20 protein-coding genes are annotated in these 25,460 nt (G+C 74.3%); 11 read left to right on the top strand and 9 right to left on the bottom strand.

The features are described from left to right. Positions 1 to 287: 287 nt before the first annotated feature. The 5 genes from AACH11_RS16690 (at position 288) to AACH11_RS16670 (ending at position 6,937) form a co-directional block, all read left to right on the top strand. Positions 288 to 1,316, top strand: a complete 1,029-nt coding sequence (locus AACH11_RS16690; protein ID WP_341375384.1) for a LacI family DNA-binding transcriptional regulator — start codon at positions 288 to 290, stop codon at positions 1,314 to 1,316. 108 nt (positions 1,317 to 1,424) lie between these two features. Next, entirely contained in the window at positions 1,425 to 2,987 is a 1,563-nt protein-coding gene (locus AACH11_RS16685) for a methyl-accepting chemotaxis protein (RefSeq protein WP_341375383.1), read from the top strand. 29 nt (positions 2,988 to 3,016) lie between these two features. After that, positions 3,017 to 5,404: an FUSC family protein gene (locus AACH11_RS16680; RefSeq protein ID WP_341375382.1), complete on the top strand. Its 2,388-nt coding sequence runs from the start codon at positions 3,017 to 3,019 to the stop codon at positions 5,402 to 5,404. A gap of 194 nt (positions 5,405 to 5,598) precedes the next feature. Further along, positions 5,599 to 6,360 (top strand): L,D-transpeptidase family protein, encoded by a 762-nt coding sequence (locus tag AACH11_RS16675; protein ID WP_341375381.1) that lies wholly within the window; start codon positions 5,599 to 5,601, stop codon positions 6,358 to 6,360. 115 nt (positions 6,361 to 6,475) lie between these two features. Beyond that, positions 6,476 to 6,937 carry a hypothetical protein gene (locus tag AACH11_RS16670; RefSeq protein WP_341375380.1) on the top strand — a complete coding sequence of 154 codons (462 nt, stop codon included), beginning with the start codon at positions 6,476 to 6,478 and terminating at the stop codon, positions 6,935 to 6,937. Positions 6,938 to 7,093: 156 nt separating this feature from the next. On the opposite strand, the gene AACH11_RS16665 is transcribed toward AACH11_RS16670, so the two are convergent. After that, positions 7,094 to 8,560: a sensor histidine kinase gene (locus tag AACH11_RS16665; protein ID WP_341375379.1), complete on the bottom strand. Its 1,467-nt coding sequence runs from the start codon at positions 8,558 to 8,560 to the stop codon at positions 7,094 to 7,096. Positions 8,561 to 8,724: 164 nt separating this feature from the next. After that, positions 8,725 to 9,579, bottom strand: coding sequence for an IclR family transcriptional regulator (locus AACH11_RS16660; protein ID WP_341375378.1), 855 nt, complete (start codon positions 9,577 to 9,579; stop codon positions 8,725 to 8,727). Positions 9,580 to 9,809: 230 nt separating this feature from the next. On the opposite strand from AACH11_RS16660, the gene AACH11_RS16655 reads away from it, so the two are divergent. The 6 genes from AACH11_RS16655 (at position 9,810) to fahA (ending at position 15,899) form a co-directional block, all read left to right on the top strand. Then, positions 9,810 to 10,784, top strand: coding sequence for an MBL fold metallo-hydrolase (locus tag AACH11_RS16655; protein ID WP_341375377.1), 975 nt, complete (start codon positions 9,810 to 9,812; stop codon positions 10,782 to 10,784). Positions 10,785 to 10,812: 28 nt separating this feature from the next. Beyond that, a complete protein-coding gene (locus AACH11_RS16650) occupies positions 10,813 to 12,486 on the top strand; it encodes an FAD-dependent oxidoreductase (protein ID WP_341375376.1) in 1,674 nt (557 codons plus the stop codon). 69 nt (positions 12,487 to 12,555) lie between these two features. Continuing rightward, positions 12,556 to 12,855, top strand: coding sequence for a DUF2783 domain-containing protein (locus AACH11_RS16645; RefSeq protein ID WP_341375375.1), 300 nt, complete (start codon positions 12,556 to 12,558; stop codon positions 12,853 to 12,855). After that, positions 12,852 to 13,913, top strand: a complete 1,062-nt coding sequence (locus AACH11_RS16640) for a Bug family tripartite tricarboxylate transporter substrate binding protein (RefSeq protein WP_341375374.1) — start codon at positions 12,852 to 12,854, stop codon at positions 13,911 to 13,913. The genes AACH11_RS16645 and AACH11_RS16640 overlap by 4 nt, the downstream gene beginning before the upstream one ends. Before the next feature lie 13 nt (positions 13,914 to 13,926). Then, positions 13,927 to 14,466, top strand: a complete 540-nt coding sequence (locus AACH11_RS16635) for a VOC family protein (RefSeq protein WP_341375443.1) — start codon at positions 13,927 to 13,929, stop codon at positions 14,464 to 14,466. Further along, complete coding sequence (gene fahA, locus AACH11_RS16630) at positions 14,463 to 15,899, top strand: fumarylacetoacetase (protein ID WP_341375373.1); 1,437 nt, start codon at positions 14,463 to 14,465, stop codon at positions 15,897 to 15,899. The genes AACH11_RS16635 and fahA overlap by 4 nt, the downstream gene beginning before the upstream one ends. 39 nt (positions 15,900 to 15,938) lie before the next feature. Here fahA and AACH11_RS16625 read toward each other — a convergent pair whose 3' ends face one another. The 7 genes from AACH11_RS16625 to AACH11_RS16595 all read right to left on the bottom strand — a co-directional run bounded on the left by AACH11_RS16625 (position 15,939) and on the right by AACH11_RS16595 (position 25,218). Then, entirely contained in the window at positions 15,939 to 16,550 is a 612-nt protein-coding gene (locus tag AACH11_RS16625; RefSeq protein WP_341375372.1) for a DNA-3-methyladenine glycosylase I, read from the bottom strand. 40 nt (positions 16,551 to 16,590) lie between these two features. Then, positions 16,591 to 17,304 carry an invasion associated locus B family protein gene (locus AACH11_RS16620; RefSeq protein ID WP_341375371.1) on the bottom strand — a complete coding sequence of 238 codons (714 nt, stop codon included), beginning with the start codon at positions 17,302 to 17,304 and terminating at the stop codon, positions 16,591 to 16,593. A 6-nt stretch (positions 17,305 to 17,310) separates the two neighbouring features. Further along, the gene (locus AACH11_RS16615) at positions 17,311 to 18,645 is read right to left on the bottom strand and encodes a nidogen-like domain-containing protein (RefSeq protein ID WP_341375370.1); all 1,335 of its coding nucleotides are present in this window, start codon (positions 18,643 to 18,645) and stop codon (positions 17,311 to 17,313) included. 310 nt (positions 18,646 to 18,955) lie between these two features. Next, positions 18,956 to 21,766 carry an XrtA/PEP-CTERM system TPR-repeat protein PrsT gene (gene prsT / locus AACH11_RS16610; protein WP_341375369.1) on the bottom strand — a complete coding sequence of 937 codons (2,811 nt, stop codon included), beginning with the start codon at positions 21,764 to 21,766 and terminating at the stop codon, positions 18,956 to 18,958. A 314-nt stretch (positions 21,767 to 22,080) separates the two neighbouring features. Continuing rightward, positions 22,081 to 23,385, bottom strand: coding sequence for an NHL repeat-containing protein (locus AACH11_RS16605; protein ID WP_341375368.1), 1,305 nt, complete (start codon positions 23,383 to 23,385; stop codon positions 22,081 to 22,083). Between the two features lie 294 nt (positions 23,386 to 23,679). Beyond that, on the bottom strand, positions 23,680 to 24,582 hold the full coding sequence (locus AACH11_RS16600) for an NYN domain-containing protein (protein WP_341375367.1): 903 nt from the start codon (positions 24,580 to 24,582) through the stop codon (positions 23,680 to 23,682). 9 nt (positions 24,583 to 24,591) lie between these two features. After that, a complete protein-coding gene (locus AACH11_RS16595) occupies positions 24,592 to 25,218 on the bottom strand; it encodes a glutathione S-transferase family protein (RefSeq protein WP_341375366.1) in 627 nt (208 codons plus the stop codon). Positions 25,219 to 25,460 lie beyond the last annotated feature (242 nt).

The raw sequence follows: 25,460 nt of genomic DNA, 5'->3' as shown, positions 1-25,460 counted from the left end.
GGGTGCGCCGGGTGTCGAAGTCCGGTGCCGTGATGGTCGGGCGGGCGCCCCCTGGCGGGCAAGGCGGGCCACCCGATCGAATCTCATTTCGTCTCATGGCGTTTCATCACACACCGCCGGCTCTGAGACGATTGCGCTGTTTCTGCAGGGACTTACCCGCAGATCCAGGCATCGCGACACCGCATTCGTCTCAGCCGGCGCTAGGCTGACGGCGCCGCCGCACGCGCACGGCCACCGGCCCTGCGCCCGGCCGCCCGCTGCCCTGTCGTGACCGCTGTCCTGCCCCCATGCCCCGCCCCACCCTGCGCGATGTCGCCACCGCCGCCGGCGTCTCCCTGGCCACCGTCAACCGCGTGCTGGCCGAGCCGCACAAGGTGCGCGAGGCCACCCGGCTGCGCGTGACGGAGGCCGCGCGCACGATCGGCTTCCACGGTGCCGGCCTGCTGGCGCGCCAGGCGGTGGCCGCACGGCCACGGCTGCGCCTGGGCGTGCTGGTGCAGACCCCCCACCGCCCGTTCACCCACGGCCTGCGACAGGCGCTGGAGGACGCGGCGGCGGCCTGGCCCGGCGCGCAGCTGCAACTGCGGGTGGACGTGCTCGACGACCTCGGCCCCGAGCAGCTGGCCGAGCGTCTGCAGGCGCTGGCCGACACGGTCGACGCCCTCGGCCTGGTGGTGGCCGAGCACCCGATCGTCGGTGAGGCGATCGCCCGCCTGATCGCGCGTGGCCAGCCGGTGATCGCGCTGGTGACGCCGCTGTCGGGCCCGCAACCGGTGCCCTATGTCGGCCTGGACGGCTGGAAGATCGGCCGCATGGCGGGCTGGACCTTCGGCCACCTGTGCCGCACACCTGGCCCGTTGGGCATCCTGGTCGGCACCCACCGCTACCGCAACCAGGAGCTGGCCGAGAGCGGCCTGCGCTCCTGGCTGCGCGAGCACGGCGACGGCTTCACGCTGCTGGAGCCGCGCTCGACCTTCGAGTCCGATGCCATCGCCCGCGAGATGACCGAGGCGCTGCTGCGCCGCCACCCGGATCTGTGCGGCCTGTACGTGGCCGGCGGCGGGGTATCGGGCATGCTGGCGGCGGTGCGCGACAGCGGCCGCGCCGGCCAGCTGGTGACCGTCGGCCACGAGCTGCTGCCGGCCATGCGCGCCGGGCTGATCGACGGCAGCCTGTCGCTGGCCATCGCCCATCCCTTCGCGGCCCTGGCCCAGGCCGCCATCGGCCAGCTGGTGGCCGCGGTGCAGGGCGACAGCGCCACCGCCGCGCGCTCGGTCATCGTGCCGATGGAGATCCACACGCGCGAGACGCTGTGAGCGGCGGCGGCCACGCCGGATTCAACCTGGCGGACGGTTGTCCGATAACCACGGGCACGCCGCCCGGCGCCTGCATCCCCCTGGCTCACTCCGCGACCCGCTCACCCGATGACCCTGACCCGACGTTTGCTGACCCTGTGCCTCGTGGCCGTCACCGCTTCCGTGCTGCTGGGCGCCGCGGCCATCGGCTCCATCCGCAAGACGATGCTGGAAGACCGGCGGGCCCAGATCCGCACCATGGCCCTGATGGGCGAGGCCATGCTCCAGCACTACCAGGGCCTGGAGAGCACCGGCAAGCTGACCCGCGCCCAGGCCCAGGCCGCCGCGGCCGAGGCCCTGACGCACCTGAACCACGACGGCAAGGCCTACTACTTCGTGCGCGAGGCCAACGGCTACCTGTGGGCCCACCCCAACGCCAGGATCCGGGGCACGATCCCGACCTCGCAGGCGAAGTCGCTCGACGGCCGGCCGGACGGCGTCGTCTATGCCGAGGCGATGGCCGCCGCGCCCGACGGCGTGGGCCTCGTCACGTTGCTGGTCAAACGCCCGGGCGGCGAGGTGCTGGAGCCCAAGATCAACGGCGTCAAGGCCTTCGCCCCCTGGGGCTGGTGGGTCGGCTCGGGCTTCTTCGTGGCCGACATCGACGAGGCCTTCTGGGCCGAGGTGCGGCTGTTCGCCGGCCTGTGCCTGGGGGCAGTGCTGGTGCTGGGGCTGCTGTGCTGGCGCTTCACCCGCGCGATCCTGGGCTCGATCGGCGGTGAGCCGACGGATGCCGCCCGCCTCAGCGAGCGCATCGCCGCCGGCGACCTGCGGGCCGAGGCCACCGAGCCGAGCGATGCCGCCGCGGGCCATGAACACACGCTGATGGGCGCGATGGCCCGCATGCGCCAGCAGCTCTCGGGCACCGTGGCCGCCATCCGCAGCAGTGCGGCGGTGATCGACCAGGGCTCGCGCGAGATCGCCGACGGCAACAACGACCTGTCGCAGCGCACCGAGGAGCAGGCTGCCGCGCTGCAGCGCACCGCCTCCAGCCTGGAGGCGCTGACCGAGGCCGTGCAGCACAACGCCGATCATGCGGCGCAGGCGCGCGAGCTGACGCGCGCCGCCGCCGAGGTGGCCGGCCGCGGCCATGCGCTGTTCGCCGACATGGTCAGCAACATGGAAGGCATCAGCGAGAGCTCGCGCAAGGTCAGCGAGATCATCGGCACCATCGACGGCATCGCCTTCCAGACCAACATCCTGGCGCTGAACGCGGCCGTCGAGGCCGCCCGCGCCGGCGAGCAGGGACGGGGCTTCGCGGTGGTGGCCGGCGAGGTGCGGGCGCTGGCCCAACGCAGCTCGGGCGCGGCACGCGAGATCAAGCAGCTGATCGAGAGCGCCGGCAGCCGGGTCGACGGCGGCACGCGCCTGGTCAACGGCGCCGGCCAGACCATGACCGAGATCCTGGCCAGCGTGCAGCGCGCGGCGGCCCTGATCGACGAGATGGCCGCCGCCTCGACCCGCCAGAGCGCCGACATCACCGAGGTCAGCCAGGCCGTGCGCGAGATCGACCGCGTGACCCAGCAGAACACCGCACGGGTGGAGGAGGCCGCGGCCGCCGCCATGAGCCTGGCCGAGCAGTCGCGCCGGCTCAACGACAGCGTGGCCCGCTTCCAGGTCGCCCAGGCCTGAGGCGCGGTACAGCGGGCACACTCGGGCGGGTGAGCCCGCTCCCACCCACCCCCGCACCGCCCCCCGCGCCGCCCATACGGCCCGTCCCGCCCGCCCTCACCGCCTGGCGCGATCCCCGCCGCTGGCCCGCCCACCTCGTCAACGGCCTGTCGGTGGCCCTCGGCATCGGCCTGATCCAGGGCCTGGGCGGCCTGATCGGCGGGCCGACGGTCGCGCTGCTGATGTCCGGCGGCGCCGTCTGCACCTCGCTGCCCGACACGCCGAACGCGCCGCAGCGCACCTGGCGCCGCGTGCTGCCGGCCGCCGGCGTCGTCACCACGGTGACGCTGGCCACCACGCTGCTGCGCGGCCAGGCCCACGGCGTGGCCGCGCTGGCGCTGCTGATCGCCGTCATCGGCGCGCTGACCCAGCTGGCCATGGCCTGGGGCCTGCGCGCTGGCGCGGTCGGCTTCGCGGCCACGCTGTCGCTGGTGTTCGCGCTGGCCGGCCACGGGCCCGGCCAGCCGCTGGACGCCGTTGTCCACACCGGCTGGACGCTGGCCGGCGCGCTGCTGTATGCCGGCTGGGCCCAGGTCGTCAGCCATGGGCTGCGCCGCCGCTACCGCAGCCTGGCGGTGGCCGAGGCGCTGCGCGCGGCCGCCACCCGCCTGCACTCGCGCGCGCAGCGCATCGCCAGCGCCCACCCGGACGACGACGACACGCTGCGCGCCTCGATCCAGGACGACGTGAGCCTGGCCGAGACGCTGCAGGCCGCACGCGACCGGGTCTTCGCCGCACGGCCCTCGCCCCAGGCCCGGCGCCTGACCGATCTGGTGCTGCGCCTGATCGAGCTGCGCGACCTGCTGCTGGCCAGCCGGCTCGATCTGGCCCTGCTGGGCGACGACGCGGCCGCCCGGCGCTGGCGCGAGGCCATCGCCGCCAGCCTGCGCCCCGCGGCCGATGCCCTGCAGGCGCTGGCCGACGCCGTCGCCGGCCACGGCCCGCTGCCGCGGCTGGACGCCCTGGCCCTGCAGCAGCGGCTGCAGCACGACCTGGCCCAGGTGCCGGTGCCCGACGACGATCCGCGCCTGAGCCTGCTGCGCACGCTCGGCCACCGCATCGGCCAGCTGGGCATCGAGGTCGAGGCGCTGATCGAGCGCACCGGCGGCCCCGACCGCCCGAGCCCGCTGAGCCCGGCCGAGCTGCAGCACTTCGTCTCGCCCGAGGGCTGGCCGCTGGCCGCGCTGCGGCCGCACCTGAACCTGCGCTCGCCGGTGCTGCGCCATGCGCTGCGCACCGCCCTGGCCACCAGCGCCGCCTGGCTGCTGGCCCAGGCCCTGCCGTGGGCGACCCATCCGTACTGGCTGGTGCTGAGCGTGGCCGTGGTGCTGCGCGGCAACCTGGAGCAGACCCTGGCGCGCCGCAACCAGCGCCTGAGCGGCACCGTCATCGGCTGCCTGCTGACGGCCGGCCTGCTGGCCCTGCACCAGCCCGGCTGGCTGCCGTGGATCTTCCTGGCGGCCGTCGGTGTCGCCCATGCCCACGTCAACCACCGCTACCGCGTGACGGCCACCGCCGCCACGCTGCTGGCCCTGCTGCAGCCGGTGATGATGGACCCGGGCAGCCACCCGGCGCTGGGCGAGCGCCTGGCCGACACCGCCATCGGCGCGCTGCTGGCCTGGGCCGCCTGCTTCGTGCTGCCCTCGTGGGAGCGCCGCAGCCTGCAGCGCCAGATCGACGGCCTGCAGCAGGCACTGGCCCGCCATGCCGTGGCCGTCACCGCCTGGCCGACCGAGGCCGGCGCACAGCTGGCGCTGCGCCTGAGCCGCGCCCAGGCCTACGGCGCGCTGGGCCAGCTGGCCGCATCCGCCCAGCGCGGCCGGGCCGAGCCGCGCTGGGCCCGCGTGCCCGAAGCCAGCTTCGAAGCCGTGCTGAGCCATGGCTACACCCTGATGGCGCTGCTGGGCACCGTGCAGCACACGCTGGCCCGCCAGGGCCTGCGGGTGCAGGCGACACCGGTGCGGCAGGCGCTGGACGAGACCGCACAGGCCTGCGCGGTGGCGCTCACGACGGGCTCGCCCGGGGCGACGGAGTCGGGGTCGGGGCCGCAGCCGCAGCCACAGCCACAGCCACAGCCACAGCCACAGCCACAGCCGCAGTCGGAGTCGGCCGCCCTGGCCGATCCCCGGCCCGCGGAGCCGGCCGGCGGCCGGATCGACGCGGCGACCACCGCCGATCCCGGCGATCCCGGCGATCCCGCTGATCCGACCGCCCCCTGCACCGCCGCCACCTGGCCGGCGCGCGACGGCACGATCGCGCTCACGCCCTGGGTGCTGCGCCGTCTGCGGCTGTGCCGGGCCGAGGCCCAGGCGCTGGGGCACGCGGCACGGCGCCTGACGCACGATGCCCTGTCCGCCGGACCGGCCGGCCCGACCTGATCCGGTCACCGACGGACCTGGCCGTCGATCACCGGGCGGACGCTGCGGGCCGGCGCCCCGGCCCGACCCCGACCGGCCGGTGCATCATGCCCAGCCTGGCGGCCGCCCGCCGCGGGATCCCGGCACCGTCCGCACGGCATGCCGTTTGCTGGGATCCCGCCCAAGCCCGTCCAAGGCCGCCCCAGGAGAGCCCCATGCACCTGTTCCGGACACGATCTGGCCAGCGGCCTGAGCGCCCGGCCCGCAGCAGCCGCTGGCCGTGCCTCGGCGCGGCCGTCATCGTCTGCTGCAGCGGCTGGGGCCCACCCGCCGAGGCCCGACCGACCGCCGAAGCCCGGCCCGAGCCGACGGCCCGGGCCGCGCCGGCCAGCCTGTCCGAGGCCCACCACGGCCTGAGCCGCCCCCCCGAGGTGCTGCCCGCGCTGGTGCTGGACCTGCAGCGGCGCTTCCCGCAGCACGTCGACGGGCAGGTCGTCGTCATCGATGCCGACCGGCAGGAACTGCTGCTGGTCGAGCAGCTGGAGGTGACCGACCGCTGGCCGATCTCCACCGCCGAGGCGGGCCTGGGCGGCCGGCGCGACAGCCGGCAGACCCCGCCCGGCGCGCACCGTGTGGCCCGCAAGATCGGCCACGGCCAGCCGACAGGCACCATCTTCCGTGCACGGCAGGCCACCGGACGCCAGGCCCGCGTGCTGACCGCGCCGGGCGCGCGCAGCGGCAAGGATCTGGTGACCTCGCGGGTGATCTGGCTGGACGGCCTGGAGCCCGGGCGCAACAAGGGCGGGGCCGTCGATTCGCTGCAGCGTCTGATCTACATCCACGGCACCGACGAGGAGGGCCGGCTGGGCACGCCCGCATCCCTCGGCTGCATCCGCATGCGCAACCAGGACGTCATCGAGCTGTTCGAGCGGGTCCGGGAGAACACGCTGGTGTTCATCGCCCCCCGACTGGGCTGACGAGGCCTCCCCATTCGGCACGAGAAGGCCGGCCCGGGCACGGCCGGCCGGGGGCGCGCAGCCCGCGAGAATCCCACCCCTCGCACAAGGGACAAGATCCCGGGGAGGGACGGGCATGCTGCTTCGACGGATCGCCATCGGTGGGGCGCTGATCCTGCTGTCGATCGTGATCCACACGCTGGGGCGGCAGCTGCCGTGGCGGGACTGGCTTCAGCCGGCCCACACGGTGCGCCGGCCCCTGGTCTTCGACAACGGCTCGGTGCGTGACGGCCTGCGTGCCTCGGAGGGCGCACGCCTGCGCCCGGCGCCGCAGGCGGCTGCGGGGGCGCTGCGCAAGTGCGTGCGCGGCGAGCGGGTCACCTACAGCAACCTCGGCTGCCCGGACGGGCACCAGGAGCGGGCGGTGGCGGCCGACCGCGTCAACGTGATCGAGTCCGGCACCCGTGCGCCGGGAGCGGCACCGGCCGGTGGCGGCAGCGCACAGGCGTCGCTGCGCCAGGCGGTCGATCTGCCGCGCGACGAGCGGCTGCGCCAGCGGATGGTCGAGCAGGCGGTCGAGGGCGAGCGGCCGCGCTGAACGACGGGCGCGACGGTGGCGACGCCGGCGCTGTCGGCAGCCACCAGCGGCCAGCCAGCGGCCACAGCCAGCGGCCACAGCCAGCAGCCAGCAGCCACCCGCCGCTGGCCTGGGCCGCCCGGCACCGGCCGCGGCCTCCGGCCCGGCCGCGGACGCTCAGGCTGCCGCCGGGGGCGGCACGGCGCCGGCCGTCGACAGCAGCAGCATGGCCTGTGCGCCTTCACCGCCCGGGTTGTCCAGCACCAGACGGCCGCCCGACAGCCAGGCGATGCGGGCCACCAGGGCAAGGCCCTGTGCGGCGCCCTGGGCCAGGCCCTGTGCAGCGCCCTGGGGGCCGGGATCGGTCCAGATCGCCGGATCGGCATCGCGGAAGGCCTGCAGGACCGGCGCCGGGAATCCCGGCCCCCGATCCCGCACGATGATCTTGATGCCGTCGATGCCGAAGACCGGGCGCAGCTGCACCCGCACCGGCCCCGTCGGCGCACCGTGCTGCAGCGCATTGCGCAGCAGCTGCACGATGGCCAGGCGCAACAGGTAGCCCACGGCCGCGACCTCGATCGGCCGGACCGGCAGATCGAGCTGGATGCGGCCCCGCTGCGTCGGCGCCAGATCGCCCACCGCCTGCTGCAGCAGGCGTCCCAGGTCACAGGCCCGCGTGGGCAGACGCGAGCGCTGCTGGCCGAGGCCCTGCGGCAGCAGCCGCGCATCCAGGGTGGCCAGGGCCCGCCGCAGGGGTTCGTCCACCAGCCACCAGGGCTGGTCCAGCGAAGGCGCCGCCGGATCGCGGCGCAGCTGCTCCAGCTCCTGCCGGGCGTCGGCCAGCGGCTGGGCCACGTCCTGAGCCAGCAGGGCGATCCAGCTCGTCTGCGCCTGTTCGTTGCGGCGCGCGCGCTGCAGTTCCTCCTGCATGCGGGCCATGCCTTCACGGCGGCCCAGTTCGCGCTGCAGGCGATCCGACGACAGGCGCTCGGCCCGCCGCAGCTCGTCCAGGACCAGTTCAGCGAAGGCCAGGGTGCAGCCCACCGCATTGACCGTCATGCCGCTGGCGATGACGATCAGCTGCAGCGGATCGGGCGATCCCACCAGCGGCAGCGAGAGCGCGATGCGCAGCCCCAGCCAGCCCAGCAGCAGCAGGCAGGTGGCGGCCGACAGCGCCCGGATCACCCGCGCGGGCACACCGGGCCAGGTCGTCGCCAGGGCATGGGCGCAGCCGGCGATCCACAGATGACCCAGCGCCAGGCAGACGGTGGTCAAGGCCGCCCGCGCCGGCAGGGCGGCCCAGAGCGTCAGCAGCTGGTGGGCCGTCAGGTAGAGCAGCAGCAGCACGGCCCACAGCGACAGCTGCGAGCGGCGTCCGCCGATGGCCTGCAGTGCCTGGGCCTGGAACAGCACCGAGCCCAGGGCAGCGCAGGGCCCGATCCACTGCAGACCCCGTGCCTGCAGCGGCTGGAACAGACCCATGCCCAGACCGGCCAGCCCCAGCAGCGCCAGCCCCGTCAGCCACAGCTCCGCGGGCAGATGGCGGCTGCGCCGCCGCAGGAACTGCCAGCCACCGACGGCCAGCACCAGCACCAGCACCCCACAGCTGAGCAGCACCACCCATCGCGCATCGAAACCTTCCACGCCCTCGCCCTCCCGAGACGGTGCACCGACGCGGCATGACCACTCTTCGGCGGTCACTGCGGGCCTGGGCCCGCTGCCTGCACCGGATGCGGTGCCGGGGCAGGCTGCCCCAGGACCGGTCGCGGACGATACAGACGATCTGGTGGCTCACCGCGTGAACTTCATCACGCAGGGTCGTCCGAAGACCTCTCGCTTCCCCCGATGCGGCGGGTGATGTCGGCGGCGGCCAGACGCACGGCGCGGGCCACCGGCCCGTCCCAGTCGGCGTCGACATCGTCCTGGTGACCGAGCGCGGTGAGCACCAGCACCACCGCGCCCTCGTGGTCGGTGACCGCCGCGGCGAAGGCATTGACGCCCGGAATGGGACGTCCGGTGGCACGGGCCAGACCATGCCGGGCATAGAGGGTGCGCACCTGCCGCCACTCCTCACGCAGGACCTGGGCATCGGGCGCCTGCGCACCCGGTCGGCCCAGCGCATCCAGGCCAAGACCGGCCGCCTCCAGCAGTGGTTCATCGGGCAGCCGGGCGGCGAAGGCCTGGCCCGTCGCGGTGCCGGCGACGGACATCACCGAGCCCACCCGCATGGCCACGTGCAAGGGCTGCGCCGCCTCGACCAGACGCACCACCGTCGGCCCCAGATTGCCCCAGACCGACAGGGCGACGGCCAGCCCGGTCTCCCGCGCGAGGGCCTCGGCCACCGGTTGCGCGCTGCGCAGCGGGTCGAGCTGGTGCAGCGCGGCCAGACCCAGCTGCAGCGCCGCAGGACCCAGTGCGTAGCGGCCGCTGACGCTGTCCTGCTCGATCAGGCCCAGCCGGCCGAAGCTCACCAGATAGGGATGGGCGCGGGCGGCCGGCAGGGCCGCGGCCGAGGCCAGATCCTTCAGCCCCATCGGGCCCGGGCTGCGGGCCAGGGCCAGCAGCAGCCGGCCGCCGACCTCGACCGACTGCACCGCGCGCTGCGGGCCACGTTCAGGGGCCTCGGGATCGTCGGACGGGGACAGGTCAACAGGCAGGGACATGGGCGGTGAGCAGGACAGGACGACAGGGCGGAGCACGCGGTGGCGCGCCGGCCGGGGCGCGGCCACCCGCCCGGGATTGGACACGAAGTCGACAGCGGTCCGATCGGCCTCGGGCACTGGTTTTCACCTAACGAACTCATTTGCCATTCGCGAATTCGAGTTCTACACTGCCTGCATCGAATTCGCAAACGCGTTTGTCATCCACAAATCACGACCTGAGCTGCCGCACCATGTCCACCTCCGCCCCCAAGACCTTCGCCTCCCACGCCGACCTGGCCGAGAAGAAGGTCAGCTTCACCCGGATGTCCGAGCACGCCTGGGCCTACACCGCCGAGGGCGATCCCAACACCGGCGTGGTCATCGGCGATGACGCGGTGCTGGTGGCCGACACCCAGGCCACGCCGGCGATGGCCGCCGACGTGATCCGCCGCATCCGCGAGGTCACCGACAAGCCGATCCGCTGGGTGGTGCTGACCCACTACCACGCGGTGCGCGTGCTGGGCGCCGATGCCTACCGCGCCGAGGGCCTGCAGCACATCGTCGCCAGCCAGGCCACGCGCGAGCTGATCGTCGAGCGCGGCGAACAGGACAAGGCCAGCGAGATCGGCCGCTTCCCGCGGCTGTTCCGCGATGTCGAGAGCGTGCCGCCGGGCCTGACCTGGCCGACGCTGACCTTCGAGCGCCAGATGTCGATCTGGCTGGGCGATCTGGAGGTGCAGCTGATCCAGCCCGGGCGCGGCCACACCGCCGGCGACACCGTGGTCTGGCTGCCGGGCGAGCGCACGATGCTGGCCGGCGATCTGGTCGAGTTCGACGCCACGCCCTATGCCGGCGACGCCTACTTCCAGGACTGGCCCGGCACGCTCGACGCGCTGCAGGCCCTGGCCCCGCAGGCCCTGCTGCCCGGCCGCGGCCCGGCGCTGGTCGGCGAGCAGCGCGTGCGCGAAGGCCTGGCCGGCACACGCGCCTTCGTGCAGGACGTCTGGACCCAGGTCCAGGCCGCGGCCGCGACCGGCGCCCCGCTGCGCGAGGTCTACCAGCGCACGATGGACGCGCTGCGTCCGCGTTACGGTCATTGGGTGATCTTCGACCACTGCATGCCCTTCGACGTCACGCGCTGCCATGACGAGGCCACGGGCACCGCCCACCCGCGCATCTGGACCGCCGAGCGTGACCGCCAGATGTGGGAATCGCTGGAAGGCTGAGGCCACGGCCCGCGCACAAGGAGACGCCATGCCCACCGCCTACACCTGGCCCACCTTCGACTACCGCCGTCCGGCCGAGCTGGATGCGCCGGCCACCGTCACCCGCCACCCGGTCATCGTCGTCGGTGCCGGCCCGGTCGGCCTGAGCTGCGCGATCGACCTCGCCCAGCGCGGCCAGCCGGTGCTGCTGCTCGACGAGGACGACACCGTCAGCACCGGCTCGCGCGGCCTGTGCTATGCCCAGCGCACGCTGCAGATCCTCGACCGCCAGGGCTGCGGTGACGCCGTGGTCGACAAGGGCGTGACCTGGAACGTCGGCCGCACCTTCGTCGATACCGAGGAGGTGTTCCGCTTCGACCTCTGCCCCGAACCCGGCCACGAGCGCCCGGGCATGGTCAACCTGCAGCAGTACTGGCTGGAGGACTTCCAGATCGCCCGGGCCCGCGAACTGCCCGCGCTGCAGACCCGCTTCCGCCACCGGGTGGTGGCCGTGCGGCCCGAGGGCCGTGGCGCCACGCTGGAGGTCGAGACACCCGACGGCCGCTACACGCTGGCCTGCGACTGGCTGGTGGTGTGCGACGGCGCGCGCAGCCCGATCCGCCGCCTGCTGGGGCTCGACATCGAAGGCCGCGTGTTCCAGGACCGCTTCCTGATCGCCGACGTGCGCATGGCCGCCGACTTCCCGGCCGAGCGCTGGTTCTGGTTCGACCCGCCCTTCCACCGCGGCCAGAGCGTGCTGCTGCACCGCCAGGCCGACGGCATCTGGCGCATCGACTTCCAGCTCGGCTGGGACGCCGACCCCGAGGCCGAGAAGCGGCCCGAGCGGGTGATCCCGCGCATCCAGGCCCTGCTCGGCGACGCGCGGCCCTTCGAGCTGGAATGGGTCAGCGTCTACACCTTCCAGTGCCGGCGCATGGCGCGCTTTCGCCACGGCCCGGTGCTGTTCGCCGGCGATGCGGCGCACCAGGTCAGCCCCTTCGGCGCGCGCGGCGCCAACTCCGGCATCCAGGACGCCGACAACCTGGGCTGGAAGCTGGCGGCGGTGATCGCCGGCGCCGCGCCCGACCGCCTGCTCGACAGCTACAGCGACGAGCGCGCGGCCGCGGCCGACGAGAACCTGCTGAACTCCACCCGCTCGACCGACTTCATCACGCCCAAGAGCGCCACCTCGCGGCTGCTGCGCCAGGCGGTGCTGGGCCTGGCGCGCGAGCATGCCTTCGCCCGGGCGCTGGTCAACTCGGGCCGGCTGTCGGTGCCGGCCACGCTCGCCGGCTCGGTGCTGAACACGCCCGATGCGCCCGACGCCGGCTTCGGCGGCTGGATGGTGCCCGGCGCGCCGGCCGACGACGCCCCGCTGCGCCGCGCCGCCGACGGACAGCCGCAATGGCTGCTGCGCGGCCTGGCCGGCACCGGCTTCACGCTGCTGGTCTACGGCGAGCACATGCCCGAGGCGCTGCAGGCCACGGCCACGGCCCTGCCCCTGACCGTGCGCCAGATCCTGCCCGCCGACGCCGATGCCGCGGCACGGGCCGCCGCCGAGCAGGCCTGGGTCGATGCGGAGGGGCTCTATGCCCGGCGTTATGACGCCCGCCCCGGCACCGTCCACCTGATCCGCCCCGACCAGCACGTGGCCGCCCGCTGGCGGACCTGCGACGCGGCCGCCGTGCAGCGGGCCGTGCAACGCGCGCTGTGCCTGCACTGACTGCACGGACGGCACCCAGGCCCTCGCCGGCCACCCCACCACCCGATCCGATCCGCCCCGATCCGCCCCATGCGCACCGCATCCGACACCCCGGCCGCGCCCACCGCCGGCCTGATCACCGCCCCGCACTTCTTCGAGCCCGGCCGCCGCGACCGCCATGCGTTCACGCCCGGTGACGACTTCTACGAGGCGCTGATCGACAGCCACCGCACGCTCGACGACGCGCAGAGCGCGCTGCTCAACGCCCGCCTGCTGCTGCTGCTGGCCAACCACATCGGCGATCTGGCCGTGCTGCGTGAGGCCCTGCGGGCCGCACGGCTGCCCGAGGCCACGCCATCGACCGCGATCCCGACCGGAGACCCTGCATGACCCGCTCCCCTGTTCCCGAACGCGCCAGCGCCGCCCCCTTCGACGCGCCCCTCGACGCGTGCGCCGGCCGGCCCTTGCCGCGGCGGCGCCGGCTGCTGCGGCAGGCCGCCGGCACGCTGCTCGGCCTGGCGGCCGCCAGCCTGGGCGCACCGGCCCTGGCCCAGGACGCGCGACCGATCGAATGGGTTGTCGGCTACGCCGCCGGCGGTGGCTCCGACGCCGTCGCCCGCACGGTGGCCGAACGCATGGCCCAGGCGCTGGGCAGGTCCATCGTCGTCAACAACAAGCCGGGTGCGGCGACCAACATCGCCGCCGACTACGTGGCCAAGTCGCGCGATGTCGGCGCGGTGATGCTGACGGCCGACTTCGCCACGCTGGCGGCCAACCCGGCGCTGTTCGCCCGCCTGAGCTACAACGCCGAGCGCGATCTGGCCCCGGTCGGCCTGCTGGCGCGCTTTCCGATGCTGCTGGTCGTGCCTGCGGAGCTGCCGGTCAAGGACTGGCGCGGCTTCCAGGCCTGGGCCAAGGCCCAGGCCGGCGGTGTCAACTACGCGTCGGCCGGCCCGGGCAGCCCGCACCACCTGGGCACCGAGCTGCTGCGCGAGCGCAGCGGGCTGAACCTGCTGCACGTGCCCTACCGCGGCGCGGCACCGGCCGTGCAGGACCTGATCGGCGGCCGCGTGCCGGTGGCGCTGATGGACTCGGCCAGCGTGCTGCCGCATCTGCAGTCGGGCAAGCTGCGCGCCATCGGCGTGGCCAGCGCCCGGCGGCTGAAGATCCTGCCCGAGCTGCCGACGCTGGCCGAGCAGGGCCTGAAGGACTTCGAGGCCTATGCCTGGCAGGGCCTGGCCGTGCCGGCCGCCACGCCGGCGGCCACCGTGCAGCAACTGCACCAGGCGCTGCAGACGGCGCTCGACGACACCCGGGTGAAGGCCCGCTTCCAGGTCCTGGGCCTGGAAACCCTGCCCGGCACGCCCCAGCAGATGGCCGATTATGCGAAGGCCGAACGCGAGCGCTGGGGCCGGCTGATCACGGCCAACGGCATCCGCCTGGACTGAGGAGATGATGATGATGAAGATCGACCGCATCCACCACGTCGCCTACCGCTGCAAGGACGCGAAGGAGACCGTCGAGTGGTACCAGCGCATGCTGAAGATGGACTTCGTGCTCGCCATCGCCGAGGACCTCGTGCCCTCGACGAAGGAGCCCGATCCCTACATGCACATCTTCCTCGACGCCGGTGGCGGCAACGTGCTCGCCTTCTTCGAGCTGCCGACGAAGCCGCCGATGGGCCGCGACCCCAACACGCCATCCTGGGTGCAGCACATCGCCTTCCGCGTCGCCGACCGCGACACCCTGCTCGCCTACAAGGCCCATCTGGAGGCCGAGGGCGTCAGCGTGCTCGGCACCACCGACCACGGCGCCTTCCACTCCATCTACTTCTTCGACCCCAACGGCCATCGTCTGGAGCTCGCCTGCCCCGATCCCGACGAAGCCGCCCTGCTGCAGCGCATGGACGCCGTAAAGTGGCAGATGCTCGAGGACTGGAGCGCCACCAAGCGCGCCCCGCGCCACGCCGACTTCCTGCACCGCCGGGAGTTCGCGCAATGAGCGGATCGACCGTGCGTTCCCCGGCCCTCGACGACAGCCACGATCCGACGCTGCGCAGCTGGGTCGCCAGCGCCAACGCGGACGACACCGACTTCCCGATCCAGAACCTGCCCTTCGGCCGCTTCCGCGAGCGGGCGCCGGGTGCGGCCGCCGGCCGCTGGCGCATCGGCATCGCGATCGGCGACCAGGTGCTGGATCTGGCCGCGATGGCGGCCGCACTGGACGCCCCGTCGGCAGCCGGTGCGCTGCGCGGCCTCGACCCGGCCGAAGGCCCGTCGGGGGCACCCGCAGCGGCAGCCGCGCCCCCGGCGCTGCCCCTGGCCACGCTGCTCGCCCCGCTGGCCGCCGGTGACCTGATCGGCTTCATGGCGCTCGGCGCCGCGGCCCGGCGGCAGTTGCGCGCCATGCTCTCGCGCGCGCTGCGCGCCGGCCACCCGGCCGAGGACGCACTGCGGCCCTGCCTGCTGCCGCAGGCGGCGATCGAGCTCGGCCTGCCCTGCCGCATCGGCGACTACACCGACTTCTACATCGGCATCCACCATGCCACCGCCGTCGGCCGCCTGTTCCGCCCGGACAGCCCGCTGCTGCCGAACTACACCTGGGTGCCGATCGGCTACCACGGCCGCGCCTCGTCCATCGTGCCCAGCGGCACGCCGATCCGCCGGCCCCAGGGCCAGCGGGCCCCGGCCACCGGCGAGGACCGGCCCGGTTTCGGCCCCTGCCAGCGGCTGGACCTGGAGCTGGAGCTGGGCTTCCTGATCGGCGAGGGCAACGCGCTGGGCGAGCCGGTGCCGGTCGAGCGCGCCGGCGACGCGCTGTTCGGCATCACGCTGTTCAACGACTGGTCGGCACGCGACATCCAGGCCTGGGAGTACCAGCCGCTGGGCCCCTTCCTGTCGAAGAACTTCGGCTCCACGCTGGGCGCCTGGGTGGTGACGCCGGAGGCCCTGGCGCCGTTCCGCGGCCCGCTGCGCCGCCCGGCCGGCCAGGCCGCGCCGCTGCCCTATCTGGACGACCCGGCCGACCGCGCCCACGGCGCCTTCGACATCACGCTGGAGGTGCGGCTGCAGACCGCGGCCATGCGGGAGGCCGGCCTGGCACCGGCCGTCATCTCGCGCAGCCATGCCGGCGAGGCGGCCTGGTGGACGGTGGCCCAGCTGATCGCCCACCACACGGTCGGCGGCTGCAATCTGCAGGCCGGTGATCTGCTGGGTTCGGGCACGCTCAGCGGCCCGGCGCGCGAGCAGGCCGGCTCGCTGCTGGAGGCCACCGGCGGCGGCAAGACGGCGATCACGCTGCCCAACGGCGAGCAGCGCCGCTTCCTGGAAGACGGCGACACGCTGTCGCTGGCCGGCTGGTGCGAGCGCCCGGGTGCCCGGCGCATCGGCTTCGGCCCGTGCAGCGGCACCATCGTGCCGGCACCGGGCGGCTGAGAGAGGCCGGGAGCGGCGGAGGGCGGCGGAGGCCGCCGCTCAGACGGGCCGCTGGAACGCGCGCCGCGCCGCCGTCACCCGGGCCCGCCAGGCGCAGCCGGTGGCATGGTCGTTGACCAGGCCCATGGCCTGCATGAAGGCATAGACCGTGGTCGGGCCGACGAAGGCCCAGCCGCGGCGCTTGAGGTCCTTGCTGATGGCCTGCGAGACGGCGGTCTGGCCGACGACCGGACCGGCCTCGGGCGGGTCGTCGCGCGTCGGCTCATGACGCCAGACGTACGCAGCCAGCGAGCCCTCGTCGCGGATCAGTTCCTGCGCGCGGCGGGCATTGTTCAGCACCGCCTCGATCTTGCCGCGGTGGCGCACGATGCCGGCGTCCCCCAGCAGGCGCTGCACCTCGGGCTCGCCCCAGGTGGCGAGCACCTCGATGTCGAAGCCGGCGAAGCCAGCGCGGAAGTTGGCGCGCTTGGTCAGGATGGTGCGCCAGCTCAGGCCCGACTGGAAGGCCTCGAGCGAGAGCTTCTCGAACAGGCGCCGGTCGTCAGCGACCGGAAAGCCCCATTCCTCGTCGTGATAGGCGATGTAGTCGGGCGTGGCCGCGCACCAGGTGCAGCGGAGCTGGCCATCGGGGCCGGTGTGCAGGGCGGTCATGGGATGGCATCTTCGCCGATGTCGGCGCAGCCACGCGCCTTCAGCGGCGCCCGCCCGCCGTCTCGGCCAGCGCCTGCAGGCCCTCGGTGAGGCCGGTCAGTGCCAGCGGCACCGTGACCTGCTGGCGCGGCGGCATCAGGAAGGCGACCTGGGCGGCCGGCGCGCCGGCCAGCGCCCGGCGCAGCCCGTCATCGAGCCAGCCGCCGGCCGTGCAGGCCTGCGGCAGACAGCGCCCCATCGGCAACCGGTATTCGGCACCGTTGCCGATCTTCAGACCGACGCCGGCCTCGCGCACGGCGGCGGCGCTCATGCGGAACTCCAGCCGTGGCCGCGGCGCCGGGCGGGCGCCCGGCTTCGCGTCGGCCACCGCCATCACCACCGATGCACCCAGCACCACCTGGCGGCCGGACGGATCGCGGGCGACGACCTGGCTGAGCGTGCACGGTGCCCGCCCCGGAGGGCAGGCCAGGCTCCAGGCGCCGAAGATGCGGTCGCTGATGCGGCCCGGCGCGCGGCCACCGACCGGCGCGGCGGCACCCGGGCGGACCCCGGTGCCGGCGCCGGCCGTGGCACCGCCGGCCGCACCGACCCCGCCATCGGCCGCCACCCCGGCCAGCGGCCACGCCAGGGCCAGCAGCAGCGGCGCCCGGCGCAAGGCGCCGGTCCACGCGGCCGCAGAAGCCGGCCGCATCGCCACCTCGGTGCGCCAGGTGCGGGCCTCAGGCGTGGCCGGCGGCGGGGAGGGCGGGTGCATGTCCGCTCAGTGCGCGCGCTGGCGACGCTGACGCGCCCACAGCGCGGCCAGGCCGAGGGCAGCCAGCGGCAGCGAGCCCGGCAGCGGCACCGGGTTCGTGCCACCACCGCCAGTACCGGTGTCGACCGTGATCGGCGTCATCGACATCTGCACCGAACCACCGCTGACGAAGGTCAGGCCGGTGACGAAGGCGTTGGTGTCGTTCGGGTTCAGGCCCGCCGCGGTCTCGATGCCGGCGATGCGGAAGCGGTCGACGCCCGCCGTACCGAAGTCATGGCTGACGCCACCGCTCAGGTCCGTGCCGCTGTCGACCCAGGCGCCGAGCGCGCTGTCCCACAGCCACAGGTCGTACAGACCGTCACCGATGCCCACCGGCAGCAGCACCGACTGGAAGTTCGGGCCGCTGGACACCGCGTAGTCGTAGCCGACGGCGATCACCGGGTCGATGAAGATCGGACGGCCGTTGACGCCGATGCCGCCATTGGTGTTCGGCCCGATGTTGAAGTTGAACGACCAGCTGCCGTCGTTGACCACCGGCATCAGCGGGTTGTCCGAGGTGGCCCCCGGCGTCTCGCCGTTGCGCACCGAGAACGACCACAGGCCCGGCGTGGCGGCCGAGACGTTGGACGTGTCGGCCAGCGCCACCACCGAGGCCGTGCGCGAGCCCGGCAGCGTGAAGAAGTCGGTGCGGTTGCCCGCGTCCAGACCGGCCTGCGCGGGCACGCCACCCGTGCCGCCCGAGCCGCCGCTGGCGTCGCCGGTGGTCCAGGTCAGCTGGCCGTAGCGGAACTCGATGTCGAAGTTGGCGCCGACCTGGCCGGCGGCGTTGGTGTCGTCACGGTCGCGCAGCACCAGCTGGAAGGTGTTGGTGCGGTCGGCGTGGCCCGCGAAGTAGCCGACGCGGTCCCAGGTCACGACCACCGTGTCCGCGTTCGGCGTGGCCACGTACACCGCGCCGCAGGTGTTGCAGCGGGTGTCGACGTCGCCCCAGTAGGGCGCGATCATCGGCTGGCTGGCGATCGGGAAGGCCGTCGGCGTGAAGGTGCCGACCGCGCCGTTGAACGTGATGTTGCCGTTGTTGTTGACGAAGAAGGTGCTGAAGACGCTGTCGTAGAAGTTCAGCGTGAACGGCAGGTCCAGACGGCTGGACGACTGGTCGTCATTGGGCGTCATGACCTGCGTGCCGTAGCCCGAGGTGCCGCCCAGCCCGCCGAGAACGACCGACATGTCGGCCTGTGCCGCGCCGGAGGCGGCCAGCATCGCCGCCGCGGCCATCCAGCCGGCGGCGCGGCGCCCGATCACCCGATCCCGCGGCATCCGGCCGCCCGTGTGTTGCAACATGTGTTCGCTCCTCATCGACGCGGATCACGCCCGTCCGGCCGGGACGGCCGGATGTCCCTTCGTGACCCCGCATGCGCGAAGGGACACGCAATCCGCGTTCCAGCCTTGCAAGTGCTTACTCTGCGGCATGATTTCCGGAACTGAAAAAAATGTTTCCGGCCGGGTGTCAGTTGTGCCGACAGTGAATCGCTCACACGATGAGCCTCACGGCCGGGAACCGCCCTCTCCCGTCGGCTGATCGACGGACACATCCGCTTGCATTCAGGGCCTCAACCACTCATCCAGCGATCATGTGGCGTTCATCTTTCGTTCAGCCACCGACCGATTTCAACAGCGCCTCGACCTCGGCCTGACGGTCAAAGCGAGGGCCCAGGCGCTGCAGCTGGCGCAGCTCGGTGCGGGCCGGTGCGCGCTCGCCCGCCATCAGCTGCCAGCGGGCGAGCTGCAGGCGATAGCGCGGCGCGCCGCCCGACAGCGCCAGCGCCTGCTGCTGGGCCCGGATGGCCTGCGGCAGCTGGCCCTCCGCGGCCAGGCAGCTGGCCAGCGTGTCATGGAACGAGGCCTCGGACGGTTGCGTGGCCAGCGCCTGGCGGGCCAGCGCCACACCGCCGGGCTTGCGCTGCGAGCACAGCAGCCAGGCCAGGTTGTTCTGCGCCATCGGCTGGCCGGGAAAGCGCTGCAGCGTCTGCCGGTAGAGCTGCTCGGCCTGCGGCAGCTCGCGGCGCAGGGCGGCCGCGTCGGCCAGGCGCAGCTGGAACAGCATGTCGGTCGGATGGCTGCGCTGCCAGTCCTCGGCCAGCCGGGCGGCCTCGTCGGCGCGACCGGCCGCCAGCAACGTGGTGTGCAGGCGGATCGGCAGATCGGCCGGATCGGCGGCCAGGCGCAGCGCCTGCTGGTAGGCGGCGACGGCCTGCGGCCACTGCCGGCCCTGCACCGCCAGATCGCCTTCGAGCCGGTGGCCATCGGCCGCCGCGGCCGGCTGCTGCTGCAGGCGGCGGGCCTGGCGCAGCGCCTCGTCGGGCCGGTCCTCGCGCAGGGCCTGGGCGGCCAGGGCACGCAGCAGGGCCGGGTGGGCCTCGTCGATGGCCCGCGCGCGCTGCAGCGTGGCACCGGCCGCGCGCAGCTCGCCGGCGGCAGCCTGGGCCTCGGCCTGGGCGATCAGCGGCGCGAGCTGGCGCGGCTGCAGCGTGGCCCACTGGCCGAAGCTGGAGACCGCGGCCTGCGGCTGGCCGTCGGCCAGCTGCGCGCGGCCCAGCCGCTCGTGCAGGCTGCCGTCCTGCGGCAGCGCGACCAGGGCGGCCCGCGCCGCATCCACCGCACGGGCGTTCTGGTGCTGGCCCAGCAGCTCGTCGATCAGCGCGCGGCGGACGGCCGCATCGCTCGGTGCGGCCTGCACCGCGCGCTCCAGCCAGGTCAGCACCTCGGCCGTGCGGCCCTCGCGGCGGGCCAGCAAGGCCAGCGCCTGCAGGGCCTCGGCATGGGCCGGCTGGCGCTTGACCAGGGCCTCGTAGCGCTGACGGGCCTCGACCGCACGGCCCTCGGCCAGATCGACGGCGGCCAGACCCGCCAGCGCGGGCAGGAACTCGGCGTCGGTCTTGAGCGCGGCGCCGAAGGCGGCCCGGGCCAGGTCCGGCCGGCCCTGCAGCACGGCGATGCGACCCCTCAGATGGTCGGCCAGGGGGCTGGCCGGGCCCTGCTTGGCGGCCAGCGCATCGACGGCCTTGAGCGCGCCCTCGGGATCGCCCGCGCGCAGGCGGGTGGCCACCAGCGCGAGGTCGATGCGCGGGCCGCGGTCGCGCGCGGCCAGGCGTTCGAGCTCCTGCTGCAGCGCCTGCTGGCGCGCGGCCGGCGCATCCGGCGCGACGGCGGCCAGGCGCTGCACGGCCTGCAGACGCGCATCGTCAGGCCGGACCTGCGCGGCGCGGGCCAGGCTGGCCTGGGCACCGGCCGCATCGCCGGCGCGCAACTGCCAGCCGCTGGCCAAGGTCAGCGCCTGGGCATCGGGCGGCTGCGCATCGAGCAGCGGCTTGAGCGTCTGCAAGGCCTTGTCGGGCTGACCGCCGTCGGCCTGGGCCCGCGCCAGCCAGCGGCGGGCCAGGGCATAGCCGGGTGCGGCCTGCAGCACCTTGGCGAAGTGGGTGAAGGCCTGGGCATGCTGGCCCTGGGCATGGGCGATCTCGCCGGCCAGCATCAGCACCCGGGCATCGGACGGCGCGCCCCGCAGCAAGGGCGTGATGGCGCTGGCCGCGCGCGGCAGCTCGCCGGCGCGCAGGGCCAGCAGGGCGTCGAAGTAGCGCGTCTGCGGATGGCCCGGGCGCTGCTGACGCAGTTGCTCGAAGGGCGCCTTCGCGGCCTCCAGGCCCTGGCGTTCGAGCAGCACCGGGATCAAGGCCACGTAGGCCTCGACGGCGCCGGGCTGCAGCGCGACGGCCCGCTGCCAGTCGCCGATGGCCGCCTCGGCCTGGCCGGCGGCCAGGCGCAGCTCACCGCGCAGCTGGTGGGCCGCGGCCGACGCGCCGGCCGCCGGATCGGCCAGCAGCCGGTCGAGCGCGGCCAGGGCGCCGGCCGGATCGGTCGCGGCCTGCAGACGCAGCTGCATCAGCCGCGCCGGCAGGTGCGTGGGCAGGCGCTGCAGCAGCGCGTCGAGCGTGCGCGCGGCCGCCGCGGTGTCCCGCTGCTGGGCATGGGCCTCGGCCAGCGTGGTGCCGAACTCGGCCGCGGCCGCGTCATCGGCCAGCCGGCGGGTCCCGAACTCCTGCGTCAGCGCCGCGGCACGGCCCTGCGCCAGCATCGCCCGGGCCAGCGGCGGCAGCACGCGGTCCTCGGCCTGGCCGGCCTGCAGCGCGCGGCGCAGCTCGGCCTCGGCCGCCACCGCATCGCCGGCGGCCAGGTGCACCCGGCCGAGCAGCGCGCGCGCCTCGCCGGAGCCCGGCTGGCGCGCCAGCACGTCCTTCAGGTGGGTGGCCGCGTCGTCCAGGCGCCCCTGTTCGAGCTGCTGCCGGGCGGCGGCCAGAATGGCCGTGTCGTCCGGCTTGCAGCCGGCCAGCGCCAGCAGCGCCGCGGCCGCCACCGCGGCCAGGACCGGCCGCCAGGGCCGGGAGCGCACGTTCGTGCAAGACATGTCCGGAACATCCTCTGTCCAGCCCGCCGCGCCCCCCCGGCGCGACCTTGACCCCGACAGCGGCGCGAGTATGGCGCAGGGTCATCGGGCGAGCGACCTGCGCTGCATCAACCGCACCGACGCCCTGCCGGCGGATGCGGAAGTCCGCACACCCGTCACCCCCGTCCTCCCCGCCCCCCCCGACGCTGGAAACCGTCGGGCCGCCCGCCCCGGCCGCCTTCGACACGGGGCGGCACCGGACCGCACCGGACACATCGCCCTCCCGCATCCGCGGGCGCGGCCGGACAGCGCCGGCCGCACCCGCGCGCCGGCCCTCAGTCCACCGGCCAGACCAGCACGCGGTGGTTGCCGCTGTCGGCCACCACCACCGCGTCGCCGGTCCAGGCCAGGCCCTGGGGCTGGTTCAGGCTGTCCCGGCTGGCGAACTGCCAGCGGTTGTCGCCGCGTTCGCGCCAGTGCGTCTGGCCGACCAGGGCGCTGGCCTCGTCGTGCCAGGGGGCGTCGATGCGCAGCAGGCGCGAGTTGCCGCTGTCGGCCACCAGCAGCGCGTCATTGACGCCACGCAGCAGCCCGCTGTCGACGCCGGGCAGACACATCAGCGCCTGCGGCGACCACAGGCGATCGGCGGCGCTGGCCACCTCACCGCGGTTGGGACGCAGCGGCGGCGCCGCCGCCAGATCCTGGCCGAAGCAGCCGCGGGGCGCTTCGTCGTCGCGCAGCGGCTCGCCGCCCCACAGCAGCAGGCGATGGCCGTCGGCATCGGCCACCACCAGATGGTGGCGCCAGTGCGCGAGCGCGACCGGACGGCCACCGATGACCAGCACGCGGTCGGCCGGCTGGCCATCGCGGTGCGGCAGACCGTCCCAGACCAGCAGGCGGCCGTTGCCGCTGTCGGCCACCCACAGCCGGGCGCCGTCCCAGTGCACGCCGGCGGGCAGGTTCATGCCAGCCGCATCCGGCTGTGCGCGGCCGCCCTGGGGCAGACCGGCCGCGCCATCGGCCTGGCCGAGGATCACGTCCGGCGGCACGTCGCTGCGGGTCGGCGCGCGCCGCCACAGCAGCACGCGGTGGTTCCAGGCGTCGGCCACGGCCAGGCCGTCGTCGCAGGCGCACAGACCGTGCGGCGCATTCAGGCTGGACGGACGCACCGCGCCGCCGCGGTTGCGCGCCTCCGCGTCCAGATCGGGCTGGCCGATCACCCAGTCGGCCGGCGCATGGTCGGCCTGCGGCACGCGGGCCCAGCCCAGCAGGCGGTGGTGACCGCTGTCGGCCACCCACAACGCGCCATCAGTGGTGCAGGCCACGCCGCGCGGGTACTGCAGGCGGCAGGCCCCGGGCCGCACCGCGGGGCGGAAGCTGCCATCGCCCGCCGAACCCAGCATCACCTGCGCATGCGGTGCCAGCGCGCGCGGCGCGGCGGGCCCGGAGCCCGCGGCATCGTCGGCCGTTGCCAGATCGAGCGGCCAGGCGCCGCCGACGGCCGCCCCCTCCTCGTCCGGCAGACGGCGCCGCAGCAGCGCCGGCCCGGCCTCGGCCCGGCCGGCGGCCTCGCGCATCGCCGTACCCTGGGTCGCGCGGGTGGTCGCGGCAGCCAGACGCCAGAGTCGGTCGATCGCCATACGGGTGACAGTCGCAGCGTACCGGCCACAGGCCCGGTCGAGGAAAGACCAGCCCGCCAGGCCTGCGTGCGCTTCCGGGCCGCCAGGCCGTGAGGGCCACCGCGGAGCCGGAATCGCCACCGGTCACAGGGGCCGGAGCCGGGCTGCGCCGGAGCCACGACCGGCCCCTTGGACGGGATGTCGGCCGCGCCGCGCCCGGCTGCAGGCGTGACATCTGCACGCGGCGCGGCAGCGGCTGTGGGGAGGTCTGGACCTCGGGCGAGGGAGCCGGGCGCGTCGCGTGAGGCGTCGGACTCAGACGGCCATGGACTGACGGACTGACTCGCCCGCCGAGGGCTCGACTCCGCCATGGCCCAGCCGTACCGTCCAATAGCCGCCGACCTCCTGCTGCACGGCCAGACGGTCGTAGGTGCGCAGCATGTCCAGCAGGCCGGAGTGGCCGTAGATCTGCGGCGAGAAGGCCGGATCGGTGCGACGCAGGTATTGGCCAAGGGGGCCCAGATGGACCTTGCCCTCGGGGGTGTCGGCCGCCATCAGACGCACGGCCTCGACGACCATCAAGGGCCTGCGCTTGACGACGGTCGCCGCTGCGGACGGTGGCGGGGCCGGGGCCGGGACGGCCCGCGCAGCGTCCGCACGTCCAACCCCGGTCACGGCCGCCATCGCTACCGGGGGCCGGGCCGGCGCGAACGGCTGGGATGGCGCGGCCGCTGCGGCCTCCGGAACCGATACAGGCACCGGCCGGGCCCATTCGAAGAACTGGTCGCTCGCATTGCGCAGCGCATCAGGCGACTTGGCCTCGCCGACGATGTGGACGGTCGCACCACGCTCGCGCAGCTTGCGGCAGAGATAGGCGAAGTCGGAATCGCTGGTCACCAGGCAGAAAGTGTCGGCCCGGTCATCGAAGAGCGCCTCCATCGCATCGAGGGCGAGCGCAATGTCCGAGGTGTTCTTGCCCGCCGCGTACTGGTACTGCAAGCAAGGTGTGAAGGCCTGGCGCACCAGGGCCTCCTGCCAGCGGTGCGCCAGGGTCGCGTGGTTGCCGTAGCCACGGCGCAACACCACACGACCGAACCGGGCGACCACCCGCAGCGTGTAGTCCAGGACTTCCGGGCTGGTGTTGTCACAGTCGACCAGAACGGCGACTCGGGGTTCAGCCGCGGCGGCGGTCCGGGGCAGGTTCGACGACAGACTCATGAAGCGGATTCAGGCCGCCATCAACGCCGCATCCAGCGTGCGCGCATGCTGGACCGCCGGCCGGGACTCGAAGCGGGTGACGTAGTCGTCGATCTCCGGCAGCGCCGGCAGCATGCCGAAGCGGCGTGTCCAGCCGAGGGCCGAGCCCCAGAGCACGTCGACGGCGGTGTAGCGCTCGCCCAGCATCCAGGGGCCGCGGGCGAGCTGGGCCCGCACGGCCTCGATCACGCGCTCGTGGTCGCCGTAGGGTGACGCCGTGCGGCGGCCGGGATCGCGGCCCTGGACCTTGTCGATCAGCGCGGGCTCGAAGGCGCTGCCGTAGAACACCATCCAGCGCAGATAGGCGCCACGCAGCGGATCACCGACCCGCGGCGACAGGCCGCATTCGCCATACAGCTCGGCCAGATAGAGGTAGATGGCGGGCTGCTCGGTGACGATGACCTCGCCGTGCTGCAGCGTGGGCACCTTGCCCAAGGGATTGAGGGCGAGGAAGGCGGGCCGCAGTTGCTCGCCGGCCTTCAGGTCCATCACCGAGAGTGCGTAGTCCGCCCGCAGTTCCTCCAGCAGCATGCGCACGCCGCAGGCGCGGCTGGGCATCGCGTAATGCAGGACGACGTGGCGGGCAGGGTCTGACATCGTGGGGTGCTCCGGATCGATCGAGGGCCGCGGCAGGCGGTGCGGTTGCCGTGGTTTTTAACCCCACGGCGACGCGTACGGCTGCGACTTCTTTCCATCGGCGGGCCGCACATGCACAGAAGTGGGGAAGCCCCGTCGGCGCGGATGTCCGCCCGTGCCCGCCGGCCTCGCCACCGGATCAGACCCGATACCGACCGGGGCACCGGCGCACCACACTCGGCCGGCACGGCTGGACGCGGGGC

This window comes from Pseudaquabacterium rugosum (assembly GCF_038066575.1).
Taxonomy (GTDB): Bacteria; Pseudomonadota; Gammaproteobacteria; order Burkholderiales; family Burkholderiaceae_C; genus Pseudaquabacterium; species Pseudaquabacterium rugosum.
The sequence above is the reverse complement of the archived record's forward strand: the minus strand, read 5'-3'. Positions and strand labels throughout refer to the sequence as shown.

Coding starts and splice junctions, on each gene's coding strand:
- AACH11_RS16690 (WP_341375384.1), top strand. CDS start 288: ATGCCCCGCCCCACCCTGCGCGATGTCGCCACCGCCGCCGGCGTCTCC.
- AACH11_RS16685 (WP_341375383.1), top strand. CDS start 1,425: ATGACCCTGACCCGACGTTTGCTGACCCTGTGCCTCGTGGCCGTCACC.
- AACH11_RS16675 (WP_341375381.1), top strand. CDS start 5,599: ATGCACCTGTTCCGGACACGATCTGGCCAGCGGCCTGAGCGCCCGGCC.
- AACH11_RS16670 (WP_341375380.1), top strand. CDS start 6,476: ATGCTGCTTCGACGGATCGCCATCGGTGGGGCGCTGATCCTGCTGTCG.
- AACH11_RS16660 (WP_341375378.1), bottom strand. CDS start 9,579: ATGTCCCTGCCTGTTGACCTGTCCCCGTCCGACGATCCCGAGGCCCCT.
- AACH11_RS16655 (WP_341375377.1), top strand. CDS start 9,810: ATGTCCACCTCCGCCCCCAAGACCTTCGCCTCCCACGCCGACCTGGCC.
- AACH11_RS16650 (WP_341375376.1), top strand. CDS start 10,813: ATGCCCACCGCCTACACCTGGCCCACCTTCGACTACCGCCGTCCGGCC.
- AACH11_RS16645 (WP_341375375.1), top strand. CDS start 12,556: ATGCGCACCGCATCCGACACCCCGGCCGCGCCCACCGCCGGCCTGATC.
- AACH11_RS16640 (WP_341375374.1), top strand. CDS start 12,852: ATGACCCGCTCCCCTGTTCCCGAACGCGCCAGCGCCGCCCCCTTCGAC.
- AACH11_RS16635 (WP_341375443.1), top strand. CDS start 13,927: ATGAAGATCGACCGCATCCACCACGTCGCCTACCGCTGCAAGGACGCG.
- fahA (WP_341375373.1), top strand. CDS start 14,463: ATGAGCGGATCGACCGTGCGTTCCCCGGCCCTCGACGACAGCCACGAT.
- AACH11_RS16625 (WP_341375372.1), bottom strand. CDS start 16,550: ATGACCGCCCTGCACACCGGCCCCGATGGCCAGCTCCGCTGCACCTGG.
- AACH11_RS16620 (WP_341375371.1), bottom strand. CDS start 17,304: ATGCACCCGCCCTCCCCGCCGCCGGCCACGCCTGAGGCCCGCACCTGG.
- AACH11_RS16615 (WP_341375370.1), bottom strand. CDS start 18,645: ATGTTGCAACACACGGGCGGCCGGATGCCGCGGGATCGGGTGATCGGG.
- prsT (WP_341375369.1), bottom strand. CDS start 21,766: ATGTCTTGCACGAACGTGCGCTCCCGGCCCTGGCGGCCGGTCCTGGCC.
- AACH11_RS16605 (WP_341375368.1), bottom strand. CDS start 23,385: ATGGCGATCGACCGACTCTGGCGTCTGGCTGCCGCGACCACCCGCGCG.
- AACH11_RS16600 (WP_341375367.1), bottom strand. CDS start 24,582: ATGAGTCTGTCGTCGAACCTGCCCCGGACCGCCGCCGCGGCTGAACCC.
- AACH11_RS16595 (WP_341375366.1), bottom strand. CDS start 25,218: ATGTCAGACCCTGCCCGCCACGTCGTCCTGCATTACGCGATGCCCAGC.